Origin of the sequence: Salinarimonas chemoclinalis, assembly GCF_041514305.1 — a bacterium.
Lineage (GTDB): Bacteria > Pseudomonadota > Alphaproteobacteria > Rhizobiales > Beijerinckiaceae > Salinarimonas > Salinarimonas chemoclinalis.
This window is the reverse complement of sequence record NZ_JBGMWH010000007.1, coordinates 1-12,917: the sequence shown is the minus strand read 5'-3', so window position 1 is coordinate 12,917 and position 12,917 is coordinate 1. Positions and strand designations below refer to the sequence as shown.

Annotated in this window: 13 protein-coding genes; 5 read left to right on the top strand and 8 right to left on the bottom strand. The window is 71.4% G+C overall.

What is annotated here, in order from left to right; all coding sequences use genetic code 11:
• Positions 1 to 15: 15 nt before the first annotated feature.
• Positions 16 to 1,788, top strand: coding sequence for an acyl-CoA dehydrogenase family protein (locus tag AB9M23_RS12865; protein ID WP_372424954.1), 1,773 nt, complete (start codon positions 16 to 18; stop codon positions 1,786 to 1,788).
• Positions 1,789 to 1,846: 58 nt separating this feature from the next.
• Here AB9M23_RS12865 and AB9M23_RS12860 read toward each other — a convergent pair whose 3' ends face one another.
• The gene (locus tag AB9M23_RS12860; RefSeq protein ID WP_372424953.1) at positions 1,847 to 2,323 is read right to left on the bottom strand and encodes a hypothetical protein; all 477 of its coding nucleotides are present in this window, start codon (positions 2,321 to 2,323) and stop codon (positions 1,847 to 1,849) included.
• Between the two features lie 179 nt (positions 2,324 to 2,502).
• Here AB9M23_RS12860 and AB9M23_RS12855 point away from each other — a divergent pair, with 179 nt between their 5' ends.
• The gene (locus tag AB9M23_RS12855) at positions 2,503 to 3,342 is read left to right on the top strand and encodes an SDR family NAD(P)-dependent oxidoreductase (protein WP_372424952.1); all 840 of its coding nucleotides are present in this window, start codon (positions 2,503 to 2,505) and stop codon (positions 3,340 to 3,342) included.
• Here AB9M23_RS12855 and AB9M23_RS12850 read toward each other — a convergent pair.
• Positions 3,299 to 3,928 carry a vitamin K epoxide reductase family protein gene (locus AB9M23_RS12850; protein WP_372424951.1) on the bottom strand — a complete coding sequence of 210 codons (630 nt, stop codon included), beginning with the start codon at positions 3,926 to 3,928 and terminating at the stop codon, positions 3,299 to 3,301. The genes AB9M23_RS12855 and AB9M23_RS12850 overlap by 44 nt on opposite strands.
• 115 nt (positions 3,929 to 4,043) lie before the next feature.
• On the opposite strand from AB9M23_RS12850, the gene AB9M23_RS12845 reads away from it, so the two are divergent.
• The 3 genes from AB9M23_RS12845 to AB9M23_RS12835 all read left to right on the top strand — a co-directional run bounded on the left by AB9M23_RS12845 (position 4,044) and on the right by AB9M23_RS12835 (position 5,444).
• A complete protein-coding gene (locus AB9M23_RS12845) occupies positions 4,044 to 4,442 on the top strand; it encodes a methylglyoxal synthase (RefSeq protein WP_372424950.1) in 399 nt (132 codons plus the stop codon).
• 227 nt (positions 4,443 to 4,669) lie between these two features.
• Positions 4,670 to 4,858, top strand: a complete 189-nt coding sequence (locus AB9M23_RS12840) for a hypothetical protein (protein ID WP_372424949.1) — start codon at positions 4,670 to 4,672, stop codon at positions 4,856 to 4,858.
• A 10-nt stretch (positions 4,859 to 4,868) separates the two neighbouring features.
• Positions 4,869 to 5,444 carry a Fic/DOC family protein gene (locus AB9M23_RS12835; protein WP_372424948.1) on the top strand — a complete coding sequence of 192 codons (576 nt, stop codon included), beginning with the start codon at positions 4,869 to 4,871 and terminating at the stop codon, positions 5,442 to 5,444.
• Between the two features lie 134 nt (positions 5,445 to 5,578).
• Here the strand turns inward: AB9M23_RS12835 and AB9M23_RS12830 are convergent, their stop codons facing one another.
• From AB9M23_RS12830 to AB9M23_RS12805, 6 genes are all read right to left on the bottom strand, one after another.
• A complete protein-coding gene (locus tag AB9M23_RS12830; RefSeq protein ID WP_372424947.1) occupies positions 5,579 to 6,604 on the bottom strand; it encodes a class I fructose-bisphosphate aldolase in 1,026 nt (341 codons plus the stop codon).
• 46 nt (positions 6,605 to 6,650) lie between these two features.
• Positions 6,651 to 7,856, bottom strand: a complete 1,206-nt coding sequence (locus AB9M23_RS12825; protein WP_372424946.1) for a phosphoglycerate kinase — start codon at positions 7,854 to 7,856, stop codon at positions 6,651 to 6,653.
• An 88-nt stretch (positions 7,857 to 7,944) separates the two neighbouring features.
• Positions 7,945 to 8,952, bottom strand: a complete 1,008-nt coding sequence (gap, locus tag AB9M23_RS12820; RefSeq protein ID WP_372424945.1) for a type I glyceraldehyde-3-phosphate dehydrogenase — start codon at positions 8,950 to 8,952, stop codon at positions 7,945 to 7,947.
• 95 nt (positions 8,953 to 9,047) lie between these two features.
• Positions 9,048 to 11,078 carry a transketolase gene (gene tkt, locus AB9M23_RS12815; protein WP_372424944.1) on the bottom strand — a complete coding sequence of 677 codons (2,031 nt, stop codon included), beginning with the start codon at positions 11,076 to 11,078 and terminating at the stop codon, positions 9,048 to 9,050.
• A gap of 351 nt (positions 11,079 to 11,429) precedes the next feature.
• Positions 11,430 to 11,597 carry a 50S ribosomal protein L33 gene (gene rpmG / locus AB9M23_RS12810; RefSeq protein ID WP_372424943.1) on the bottom strand — a complete coding sequence of 56 codons (168 nt, stop codon included), beginning with the start codon at positions 11,595 to 11,597 and terminating at the stop codon, positions 11,430 to 11,432.
• A gap of 146 nt (positions 11,598 to 11,743) precedes the next feature.
• Complete coding sequence (locus tag AB9M23_RS12805) at positions 11,744 to 12,511, bottom strand: protein phosphatase CheZ (RefSeq protein ID WP_372424942.1); 768 nt, start codon at positions 12,509 to 12,511, stop codon at positions 11,744 to 11,746.
• Between the last annotated feature and the right edge of the window lie 406 nt (positions 12,512 to 12,917).

Below are 12,917 nucleotides of genomic sequence, written 5' to 3'. Positions count from 1 at the left end.
CCCGAGGAGCCCGCCATGGCCTATCGCGCCCCCGTGTCCGAGATGCTGTTTTCCATGCGCGCCGTCGCGGGGCTCGACGCCAAGGTCGCGGCCGGCCTCTACCCGGACCTGACGCCGGAGCTCGTCGCGCAGATCCTCGAGGCGGCGGGCGATTTCGCCGCCGAGCGGCTCGCGCCCCTCGACCGGCCGGGCGATCTCGCGGGGCTGCGACGGGAGGGCGCGCGCGTGCACACGCCCGAGGGCTTCCCGCAGGCCTATCGCGACTGGATCGCGGGGGGCTGGAACGCGCTGCCCGGTCCCGTCGAGCACGGCGGCCAGGGCCTGCCGATCCTCGTCAACACCGCCTGCGTCGAGATGTGGAACGCGGCGAACATGGCCTTCGCGCTCTGCCCCATCCTCACCATGGGCGCGATCGACGCGATCGAGGCGCACGCCTCGCCCGAGCTCAAGGAGCGCTGGCTCGGCAAGCTCGTGTCGGGCGAGTGGACCGCGACGATGAACCTGACGGAGCCGCAGGCCGGCTCCGATCTCTCGGCGCTGCGCACCCGCGCCGAGCGCGCGGACGACGGCACCTACCGCATCTTCGGCCAGAAGATCTACATCACCTACGGCGAGCACGACTTTTCCGACAACATCGTCCACCTCGTCCTCGCCCGCCTGCCGGACGCGCCGCACGGGACGCGCGGCATCTCGCTCTTCCTGGTGCCGAAGATCCTGCCCGACGGCACGCGCAACGACGTCGTCTGCGCCGGGCTCGAGCACAAGCTCGGCATCCACGCCGCGCCGACCTGCACCATGGCCTACGGGGAGCGCGAGGGGGCGATCGGCTGGCTCGTCGGCGAGGAGAACCGCGGGCTGGCCTGCATGTTCACGATGATGAACAACGCCCGCCTCGCGGTGGGGGTCCAGGGCGTCGCGATCGCCGAGCGCGCGACCCAGCGCGCGCTCGCCTACGCCCGCGAGCGCCGGCAGGGCCGTACCGCGAGCTACGGCGGCCAGGGCATGGTCGCGATCGCCGAGCATCCCGACGTGCGGCGCATGCTCGCGACCATGCGCGGGCTCACCGACGCCGCGCGCGGCATCTGCTTCCTCACCGCGGCGTCCCTCGACGAGGCGGCGCGCGCCCCCGAAGCCGGGACGCGCAAGGCGGCCTTCGAGCGCGCCTCGCTCCTGACGCCGCTGGCCAAGGCGTTCTCGACCGACATCGCGGTCGAGGTCGCTTCGCTCGGCATCCAGGTGCACGGCGGCATGGGATTCGTCGAGGAGACCGGCGCCGCGCAGCATTATCGCGACGCGCGCATCCTGCCGATCTACGAGGGCACGAACGGCATCCAGGCGATCGATCTCGTCACCCGCAAGCTGCCCGTGTCCGGCGGCGCCACGGCGCGCGCCGAGATCGCGCGCATCCGCGCGGTCGCGACCCGCGTGACGAAGGAGGCGCACGAGGGCTTCGGCATGCTCGCCGCGCGCCTGCGGGAGGCGACCATGCGCCTCGACGAGACGACCGCGTGGATGCTTTCGGCGCTCGCCGAAGGCCGCCAGGAGGACGCGCTCGCCGGCGCGACGCCGTACCTGCGGCTGTTCGCGCTCGCCCGCGGCGTCGCCTGCCTCGCCGAGGAGGCGCTCGCCGCCAAGGCCGCGCTCGACGCCGGCGACACCGATCCGGCGCACGCCGCGCGGATCGCGCGGGCGCGCTGGATGGGCGAGGCGCATCTGGGCGAGACCGAAGGCCTCGCCCGCGCCGCGGCGGCGGGGGCCGCGGCGCTGCCGGAAGCCGGCGCGCCCTGAGCCGAGCCGACGGGCTCGCCCGGCGCGCGCCGGCTCCTCGCCGTCGCGCGATCGGCGATCAGTCGCGCAGGAAGCCGCCCGCGCCGGGCAGGCCGCCGAAGCCGCCGGTGAGGGCGCCCGAGAGCAGCGAGCCGAAGTCGAAGCCGCCGCCGCCGATGGTGGTGAGCGCCGACTCGAGGGCCGGGTCGAGACCCGCCAGCGTCGAGAGTGCGTCCATGCCCGTCTGCTGGTCCATCTCGCCGCGGGAGACGGCGCCGATCACCTGGCTCGCCGGACCGAAGATCGAGCTCTGCGGGTCGACGCCGAGCTGCTCCAGCAGCGAGCCGGCCTGGAGGTCCGAGAGACCCTGGCCCTGCAGCGCGCCGTAGGCCATCGCTCCGACCTTGCCCCACGGCCCGAGCAGACCCGCCTCGCCCGCCTTGGCGGCGAGGCCCATGATCGTGCCCATGGGGTCGCTCCCGAGCTGCTCCATGAACGCGCCGGGGTTCGTGACGACGCTCGCGAACTCGCCGATGCCGGGCAGCATCTTGCTCATCAGCCCTCCGAAGAGCCCGCCCCCTTCGCCGCCGCCGCCGAGGACCTTGCTCCCGATATCCAGTGCTCCACCCAAGATAGCCATGTTCCACGCTCCTGCGGTAAGCTGTCGATAGATGGGTTATATCCAGCAGAATAGTGATGCGTCAAGATAGTTTTAAATGACTGGGAGTTATTGATATGTATCTTATCGATGCATCTTCGGCGGTCGCCCTCGTCGCCGGCGCCTCGCGCGGCGTCGGTCTGGGGATCGCGCTGGGGCTGGCCGAGGCGGGCGCGACGGTGATCGTCACCGGGCGCTCCTCCGAGGCCGGCGCGCGGACGGAGGGCCGGCCGGAGACCGTCGAGGACGCGGCGCGTGCCGTGGAGGCCGCGGGCGGGCGCGGGCACCCCTACGTCTGCGACCACGCGAACGAGCGCGAGGTGGACGGGCTCGTCTCCTGGGCGCTCAGGCGCTTCGGGCGGATCGACGTGGCGATCTCGTCGGTCTGGGGCGGCAACGAGGGCTTCGACGGGGAGACCTTCCCGGACGGCTCGCGCTGGGGCGCGCCGTTCTGGCGCCGCCCGGCGGGGCTGATGGGCCGCTTCCAGGAGACGGGTGTGCGCCCGGCGCTGCTGCTCGCGCGCGCCGTGGCGCCGGCGATGGTGGCGGCGCGGCGGGGGCTGATCGGCTTCGTGTCCTTCGACACGGGCGGGGGCTACCTCGGCGACGTGTTCTACGACGGCGCGAAGCACGCGCTCAATCGCCTCGCCTTCGCCTGCGCGCAGGAACTCGCGCCCCACGGCGTTACCGCGCTCGCGCTCTCGCCCGGCCACGTGGCGACGGAGCGGGTGCGCGAGGCGGGGGAGGCGGACGCGGCGACGGAGACGCCGCTCTTCGTCGGGCGTGCGGTGGCGGCGCTGGCGGCGGACCCGGCGGTCGCGCGCCACGCGGGCCGGGTCGTCGCCACCGCCGATCTCGCACGCCTCTACGGCTTCACCGATCGAGACGGGGGCGTGCCGGATCGCTTCCGGCCCTGAGCGGCGCCGGGCGCGGGGAGCGCCGGCGGCGCGACGGCGGGGCGCCCCGCCCGTCGGCGAGGCCGAGCGCCTTCGCCGTCTCGGGCAGCGACAGGCCGAAGCTCGCGAAGTGCGCGAGCGCGTCGACGACGCAGTACGGGCACCAGGCCCGGTCGACGAAGGGCATGCGCCAGAACAAATACTGCGCGGCCACCGCCGCCTGCGCGCCGGAGAAGGCGCTCGCGGCGACGGGGATCCACGGGCGCTCCCGCCAGCGCTCGGGCGGGCCGGCGGCGGCGAGCGACAGGTTCGCCGCGTGCATGGCGAGCGTCAGCGGCCCGTCGGGCATGCCGTAGGAATAGGCCTCGTCGGACGTGTTCACCGTCGCGGTGTCGAAGTTCGGCCGGCGCGTCGGCGGGTCCGGCAGGCGGCGCACGGCACCGGTCTGGAACAGCGTGACGAAGGCCATCGAGGCCATGCCGACGAGGGAGGTCGCGACGATCGCCCGGCGATAGGCCATCTCCCGCGAGCGGTCGTTTCGGATGCGCGTCTTCAGGCGCTCGCGCCCGTAGCCCGGGCTCGTCGCCTCCATGAGGTATCGCTTCATCGGGTGCCTCGCTGGTCGGATGCGTCGGCCGGCCAACGCGCGCGCCGCGGCGAGGGTTGCCGCCGATCGGGAATCGCGCGAGGTTGCCGACGCCCTCCCCGGAGAGACGATCCGCATGCGAAGCGAGCCCGCCGCCGACCCGCGCCCCATCGTCGCCCTCGTCGCCCACGACGAGAAGAAGGCCGATCTCGTCGAGTTCTGCCGCACGCATTCCCGCGAGCTCTCGCGCTTCCGCCTCGTCGCGACGGGGACGACCGGCGGGCGCATCGCCGAGGCGCTGCCGCAGCTCGAGATCACCCGTCTCAAGTCCGGCCCGCTCGGCGGCGACCAGCAGATCGGCGCTCTCATCGCCGAGGAGCGCGTGGCCGCCATGATCTTCTTCGTCGACGCCCTGACGCCCCACCCGCACGACGTCGACGTCAAGGCCTTGATGCGCCTCGCGATCCTCTACGACATCCCGTTCGCGCTCAACCGCGCGAGCGCGGAGCTGGTGCTGAAGGCGGATGGGGCGTGAACCGGGCGCGGCGGTTCGGGGGGACTGGGCCGACTCGAGCCGCCTCCGCAGCGTCGACGACCGCCGCGCCTCGGCGGTAGGCGACCTCGTGCCAGGTGTGGTATGGTTCGAGCATGCGCAAGACCTCGCAGCCCAGAAGCCCGTCCACCAAGGTTCTCGGAGCGGGGTGGCGCGTCGCTCGTACTGGAACGGGCGTCACCGTAGCCGTTCCTACCCGGGAAGCGGCCGTGAAGGCCGCCAAGGTGATGTCCAAGAGCATGGCGATCGGTCGCGCCGGCATGATGAAGATCAACGCCCTCGAGGGGATCCTCACCGGCGAGGACACGAAGGCGCGGCTGGCCGAATTCGATCGGAAGGGTCTCGGCCCCGCGGAGCGACGGGCCGAGATCATGAAGGCCTACAGCCGCGAGGGCTGAGGCCGCACGCATGTACGACGCCCAGAACGATCCCTACTGCTATCCGGGCACGACCATCCTCATCAACAAGCTGGACCTACGGGACCAGGCTGCGCTCGATGCCTTCGAAGAGGAGATGGTCCTCACGCGCGGCGAAGAAGCCCTACCAACGGGCCGATTGACGGTACGCCACTACTCGGCCGTCCACCGCCACCTCTTTCAGGACGTGTACGGTTGGGCGGGCGAGATCCGCACGGTACGCACCGGGAGGGATGGGAACTGGTTCTGCTACCCGGAGCACATCGAAAAACAGCTGAAGCACCTGTTCGGATGGCTCTCGGGCCAGAATCGGCTCGTGGACCTAGCGAGGGAGGAGTTCGTCTCCGGTGCGACCCATTTTCTCAGCGAGCTGAACGCCATTCACGCGTTCAGGGAGGGAAACGGCCGAGCACAGATGGTCTTCATGGCCGAGCTGGCACGACGTGCTGGTCACCCGCTGCATCTCGACCGGCTCGACCGCGAACGCTTCATCCCTGCGATGATCGCGAGCTTCCAGAGCGGCACCGAGCCCCTTGCCCTCCAGCTCGATGAGCTGACTAGGCCCTAGGGCGCGCTGTCGAAAAATGCGCGCATCGTCGAGCAGGATCGTCGACGTCGCGAGGCGCCCCACCCCCACACGCGAGAAGGGCGCCCGGTCTCCCGGACGCCCTTCCCCGATCGCATCGACCGCGCGCCTCGGCCTCAGCCCGCCTGCTTCTCCAGGTCCTTCGACCACTCGCCGGTGGAGGCGAGGCCGTTCATGCGGGCGCGGTGGTTGAAGGCGGCCTGGCCGGCGGCGACGTTCTCGGGCTTGCCGGACCACGCCTTCTGCGGGGCCGCCTGGAGGGCGCGGCCGTAGGAGAAGGTCATGTGCCAGGGGAAGCCGCCGATCTTGTTCATGGCGTCGAGATGCGCGGTCGCGTCCTCGTCCGACTGGCCGCCGGAGAGATAGGCGATGCCGGGCACCGCCACGGGCACGCAGCGCTCGAGCACCTGGATCGTGCGCTCGGCCACCTCCTCGACGGAGGCCTGCTTCGGCGACTTCTTGCCCGGGACGACCATGTTGGGCTTGAGCACCGTGCCCTCCAGCACGACGCGCAGTTCGTAGAGCTCCTGGTAGAGGGTCTTGAGCACCCACTCGGTGACCTCTGCGCAGCGCTTGATGTCGTGGTCGCCGTCCATCAGCACCTCGGGCTCGACGATCGGCACGATGTCGGCCTCCTGGCAGATGGCGGCATAGCGCGCCAGCGCGTGGCAGTTCGCCTTCACCGCGGTCCAGGTGGGGATGCCGTCGGCGATGTCGATCACCGCGCGCCACTTGGCGAAGCGCGCGCCGAGGTCGTAGTATTCCTGCATGCGCCGGGGCAGGCGGTCGAGGCCCTCGGTGATCGTCTCGCCCGGGCAGCCGGGGAGCGGGCGCGCGCCGGCGTCGACCTTGATGCCGGGGATCGAGCCGGACTGCTTGATCACCTCGACGAGGGGCGTGCCGTCCTTGGCCTTCTGGCGGATGGTCTCGTCGAACAGGATCACGCCCGAGATGTGCTCGCGCATCGCCGGCTGCGTCCGGAACATGAATTCCCGGTAGTCGCGGCGGTTGTCCTCGGTGTTCTCGACGCCGATCGCGTCGAAGCGCTTCTGGATGGTCGCGGTGCTCTCGTCGGCGGCGAGGATGCCCTTGCCGGGCTGCACCATCGCGTAGGCCACCTCTGTCAGCTGGTCGATGTTCATCGCGCCCGTTTCCTTTCCTTCGTTCCGGTCTCGTGCGGTTCGGATCTCAGCGACGCAGCGCCTCGACGCCCGGCAGGCTCTTGCCCTCGAGCCATTCGAGGAAGGCGCCGCCGGCGGTGGAGACGTAGGAGAAGTCGTCGGCCACGCCCGCGTGGTTGAGCGCCGCGACCGTGTCCCCGCCGCCGGCGATCGAGACGAGCGCGCCCTCGCGGGTGCGCTGCGCCGCCCAGCGCGCGGCCTCGACCGTGCCCTTGTCGAAGGGCGTCTTCTCGAAGGCGCCGAGCGGGCCGTTCCAGACGAGCGTCTTCGCGTCGCCGATCGCCGCGCGCACGCGGTCGACGGAGAGCGCGCCGACGTCGAGGATCATGCCGTCCTCGGGAATGGCGTCGATGCCGTACTCGTGGTGCGGCGCGTGCGCCTCGAACGTCTCCGCGACGGCGGCGTCGACGGGGAGCACGATGGCGCAGCCCGTCGTCTTCGCCCGGTCGAGGATGCGCTGTGCGGTCGCGGCGAGGTCGCGCTCGGCGAGCGACTTGCCGATTCCGACGCCGATGGCGTGGAGGAAGGTGTTGGCCATGCCCCCGCCGATGACGAGGCTGTCGACCTTCGAGACGAGGTTCTCGAGCAGGTCGAGCTTGGTGGAGACCTTGGCGCCGCCGACGACGGCGCAGACCGGCCGCTCGGGGTGCTCGAGCGCCTTCGTCAGCGCGTCGAGCTCCGCCTGCATCGCGCGCCCCGCGAAGGGCGGCAGCACGTGGGCGATGCCCTCGGTGGAGGCGTGGGCGCGATGGGCGGCGGAGAAGGCGTCGTTGACGTAGATGTCGCCGTTCTCGGCGATCGCACGGGCGAAGTCCGCGTCGTTCTTCTCCTCGCCCGCATGGAAGCGCGTGTTCTCGAGCAGCAGCACGTCGCCGTCCGCCATTTGCGCCACCGCCTCGCGGGCGGCGTCGCCGACGCAGTCCTCGGCGAAGGCGACGTCGCGGCCGAGCGCCTCGGCGAGGGCGGGCACGACCACCTTCAGGCTCTCGCTCTCGACGCGCTTCCCCTTCGGCCGGCCGAAATGGGCGAGGAGCACGACGCGCCCGCCCTTGTCGGCGATCTCGCGGATCGTCGGGACGACTCGCTCGATCCGGGTGGCATCGGAGACGCGCCCGTCGTCGACCGGGACGTTGAGGTCGACGCGCAGGAGCACGCGCTTGCCGCGTGGGTCGGCGTCGTCGAGGGTGCGGAAGGCGCTGGTCTGGTCGGCCATGGCGGGCACTCCGATCGGGAAACGCGGGACGGGCGGGACACGCCGGGCGATCGACGCGGCCCGCGCCGATCGCCCGGACGGCGCCGCGTCAGATCAGGCCCGCCATGTGGACCGACGTGTCGGCCATGCGATTGGAGAAGCCCCACTCGTTGTCGTACCACGACAGGACGCGCACCATGGTGCCTTCGAGCACCTTGGTCTGATCCATGTGGAAGATCGACGAGCGCGGATCGTGGTTGAAGTCCATCGAGACCAGCTTCTCGAACGTGTACCCGAGGACGCCCTGCATCGGGCCGTCCGCGGCCGCCTGGATCGCCGCGTTGATCTCCTCGACCGTCGTCGCGCGCTTGGCGACGAACTTGAAGTCGACCACCGAGACGTTCGGCGTCGGCACGCGGATCGAGACGCCGTCGAGCTTGCCGTTCAGCTCCGGCAGCACGAGACCCACCGCCTTCGCCGCGCCCGTCGAGGTCGGGATCATCGACAGGGCCGCCGCGCGGGCGCGGTAGAGGTCCTTGTGCATCTGGTCGAGCGACGGCTGGTCGTTCGTGTAGGAGTGGATCGTCGTCATGAAGCCGTGGTCGATGCCGACCGCGTCGTTCAGCGCCTTCGCGACGGGGGCGAGGCAGTTCGTCGTGCACGAGGCGTTGGAGACGACGAGGTGGTCCTTCGTCAACGCCCGGTGGTTCACGCCGTAGACGACCGTGAGGTCCGCGCCGGTGGCGGGCGCCGAGACGAGGACGCGCTTGGCGCCGGCCTCGAGATGCAGCGCGGCCTTGTCGCGCGCGGTGAAGATGCCGGTGCACTCGAGCGCGATGTCGACGCCGAGGTCCCCATGCGGCAGCTCGGCGGGGTTCTTCACCGCCGTGACCTTGATCGGGCCGGTGCCGACGTCGATCGTGTCGCCGTCGACCGTGACCGTGCCGGGGAAGCGGCCGTGCACCGAGTCGTAGCGGAGCAGATGGGCGTTGGTCTCGACCGGGCCGAGGTCGTTGACGGCGACGACCCGGATGTCCGTGCGCCCGCTCTCGGCGATGGCGCGCAGGATGTTGCGCCCGATCCGCCCGAACCCGTTGATGGCGACCTTCACCGTCATCTCGCGTCTCCCTGTGCTGCGCCGGCGCGCCGCGCCGGCTCGTCGATTGCGTCCTGTCCCGCCGCGCGACGGGCCGCCGAGACGGCGCGCGCGGCTCAGCCGTTGTGCCGCGCCGTGATCCTGTCGGCGAGCGCCTGCGCCGTGATGCCGAAGTGCTCGTAGAGCCGCTTGTAGGGCGCGCTCGCGCCGAAGCTCTCCATGCCGACGAACACGCCGTCGCTCCCGATCACCGCGTCCCAGCCGAAGCGCACGCCCGCCTCGATCGCCGCGCGGATCGGCGCGTCGCCGAGGATGCGCGCGCGCACCTCCTCCGGCTGGGCCAGGAAGAGGTCGAGCGAAGGCGTGGAGACAACGCGCGAGGCGATGCCGCGTTCGGCCAGCAGCGCCTGCGCCGCGAGCGCGATCTCGACCTCGGAGCCCGAGGCGAAGATCGTCGCCTCGGCCGCCGCGCCTTTCGCGGGAGAGAGCTCGTACGCACCGGTCTCGCAGAGGTTGGCGTCGCTGTGCGTCGTGCGCGCCGGGGCGAGGTTCTGGCGGGTGAGCGCGAGCACGCTCGGCCCGTCGGTGCGCTCGAGCGCGAGCTGCCAGCACTCGGCGGTCTCGACCGCGTCGCCGGGGCGGAAGACGCGCATGTTCGGCATCGACCGCAGCGCGGCCAGGTGCTCGACCGGCTGATGCGTCGGGCCGTCCTCGCCGAGCCCGATCGAATCGTGCGTCATCACGTAGATCGCCGGGATGCCGGCGAGCGCGGCGATGCGCATGGCGGGCCGCGCGTAGTCCGTGAAGACGAGGAAGGTCGCGCCCGCCGGGCGGAAGCCGCCGTGCAGCGCGATGCCGTTCATCGCCGCCGCCATGCCGTGTTCGCGGATGCCGTAGTGGACGTAGCGGCCGGCGAAGTCGCCAGGCTTCACGGGGACGGAGGTCTTCACCTTGACGTTGTTGGACGGCGTCAGGTCCGCGGAGCCGGCGACGAGCTCGGGCACCGCCGGCGCGACGGCGTTCAGGACCGCCTCGCTCGCCTTGCGGGTCGCCACCGCCGCGGGGCTCTCGACGAGCGCGCGCTTGTGGGCGGCGATCGCGGCGCCGAGCGCCTGCGGCGGCAGGCCGGCGAGGCGCCTCTCGAGGTCGGCACGGGTCTCGGCGGGGAGGCCCTGGAAGCGCTGCTCCCACGCCTTGCGGGCCGAGCGGCCCCTGCGGCCGGCCTTCTCCCAGGCCTTCTTGATCGCGGAGGGGATCTCGAAGGGCGCATGCGTCCAGCCGAGCGCCTTCTTGGCGCCGGCGAGCTCCTCGGCGCCCAGCGGCTCGCCGTGCGCCTTCGACGTGCCGGCGCGGGTGGGCGCGCCGAACCCGATGGTCGTCTTGCAGGCGATCAGCGTCGGGCGGTCGGACTTCTTGGCACGGGACAGCGCGCGGGCGATCGCGGCCTGGTCGTGTCCGTCGACGCGCATCGTCTTCCAGCCGCAGGCCTCGAAGCGCTTGCACTGGTCCGTCGTGTCCGACAGCGACAGCGGGCCGTCGATGGAGATGCCGTTGTCGTCCCACAGCACGACGAGCTTGGACAGGCGCAGGTTCCCGGCGAACGCGATCGCCTCGTGGGAGATGCCCTCCATCAGGTCGCCGTCGGAGGCGAGCACGAAGGTGTGGTGATCGACGATCTCCTCGCCGTACTCGGCGGCCAGCATGCGCTCGGCGAGCGCCATGCCCACGGCGGTGGCGACGCCCTGGCCGAGGGGCCCCGTCGTCGTCTCGACGCCGGGCGTCACGAAGTTCTCGGGGTGGCCTGGGGTCTTGGAATGGAGCTGGCGGAAGTTCTCGAGCTCCTGGATGGTCATGCCCTCGACACCGGTCAGGTGCAGGAGCGCGTAGAGCAGCATCGAGCCGTGGCCGGCGGAGAACACGAACCGGTCGCGGTCCGGCCAGGCCGGATCGGCGGCGTCGTACTTCAGGACCTTCGTGAACAGCACGGTGGCGACGTCCGCCGCCCCCATGGGCAGGCCGGGATGGCCGGACTTGGCCTTCTCCACCGCGTCCATCGCCAGCGCGCGGACGGCGTTGGCGAGATCGGACGGAGTCGGGGCCGCCTCGGCGGCTGCGGCGGCGCGGGCCGGGTCGAGCTGGTCGTTCACAGGGTCTGGTCCGTGGCTCGTGGGCGGGCCCCGGCACGCGGGGCCATGGGAGGTCGCCGGCTGATTAGCATGGCCCGCCCCCTTGTCAAAGCCGGGCCAGGGACTTTCGTCGCAATCCCGGCGGGCGCGTTCCACCGCTGCACCGTGCCGGCGTCGCTCGGGGACGTTCGCGAACCTCCTCGCGCACGGCGCACGCGAAAAAGGCGCCCGCGGGGGCGCCTTTCGCGAGAGGCCCGCGGGCGCGAGCCTGAAGTCGAGCGAGCCTGGATCGAGCGAGCCTGGATCGAGCGAGCCTGGATCGAGCGAGCCTGGATCGAGGAGGCGGGGCGACCGGAGCGGCGCCCGCGCGGCTCACTTGATCTTCGTCTCCTTGAACTCCACGTGCTTCTTCGCGACGGGATCGTACTTCCGCTGCGTCATCTTCTCCGTCATCGTACGGGTGTTCTTCTTGGTGACGTAGAAAAAGCCGGTGTCGGCGGTCGACAGCAGCTTGACCTTGATGGTGACGGCCTTCGCCATGGGATCGTCCTCGTGAGCCTCGTCGCGGCGCGCGGACCCGTGGGCCGCCGGCACGCCGCCAAAACCGAAGAGGCCGGGCGAGCCCGGCCGAAAGTCGCCTGCATATGCGCGATCGGGCGTCGCGCGTCAAGGCCGGATCGGGCGCGTCAATCGAACAGCGAGTCGATGTCGTCCTGCGAGACGTGGCCCGCGTCCTCCTCGAGCTTGGGCCCGTTGAGCAGCGCCTTCTCGTCGTCGACCTTGGGCCCGAGCACCTCGTGCTGGATCAGCTCCTGGAAGGCGTCGAGGCCGCCCCAGACGTCGATCATGCGGTCGAGGCGCTCCTCGACGAACTTGAGCACGTTGACGATCTTGGTGATGCGCTGGCCGGTCAGGTCCTGGAAGTTGCAGGCCTCGTACATCGAGATCACGCGGTCGAGGATGGCGCCGATCTCGTCGCCCGAGCCCTTCGTCCCGCCCGAGGCGCGCAGCATGTTCACGTGCGTCTCGATGTCCTCGAGGCCCGACAGGATCGACCCCGTCGCCTCCTCGGTCGCGGTCACGACGGCGTCGAGCTCGCCGGCGACCCGGCGCATGCCCTTGCCCTCCTCGTCGGACTTGTAGAGCGAGGCGATCTCGCGCTTGGTCTGCGTGATCGCCGCCTTCATGGCGTCGATCTCCTGGCGCAGCGCGTAGACCTCGGTGATCTCCTTGCGATAGGCGTCGATCACGTCCGAGGCCAGGCGCTGCGACGGGTCGAGGAACTGGCGCAATTCGCCGATGGCCTCGACGATGTGCGACAGCCGCGGGTCGGCGCAGCCCGCCCCTCCGGCCGCGTTCGGCACGGCGCAGCCGCCGTTGAGAACCGGCGGGAGCGTGATCGGCTCGTGCCGGAGGGTTTCCTCGATACGGTAGCGCTTCTGTGAGAAGGACATCTGTCGCCGACGCTGTTCTGGACACGGGAATGGCGCACATTCGCCCATCAAGTTTTACGATCGGGTGAACGGAACCGCCGTGCGGAGGGGCGTCCGTCGTACGCGCGGCGTTCACCACGTCGCTGCACGCGCTCTTAAGGTTAAGCTCAACGAGGCGTCGCGCGTCCACGAACCTTCAAGGCCGCGCGGTCTTCGCTCTGCGCGGGGCGTCCGTGCCGAGCGCGCGGCCGCCGGGGAACGGAGGGAGAGTGGATCATGCTCGCATCGCTCATGCGGCGCCCGCCTGGCGGCGCCCTCGTCGCGGCGGCGCTCGCCGCGCTCGTCGCGCTCGCGGCACCCGTGCCGCGGGCGCAGGCGCAGGATCTCGGCGGCGGCTTCCTGGAGCTGCTGCTCACCGGGCGGGACC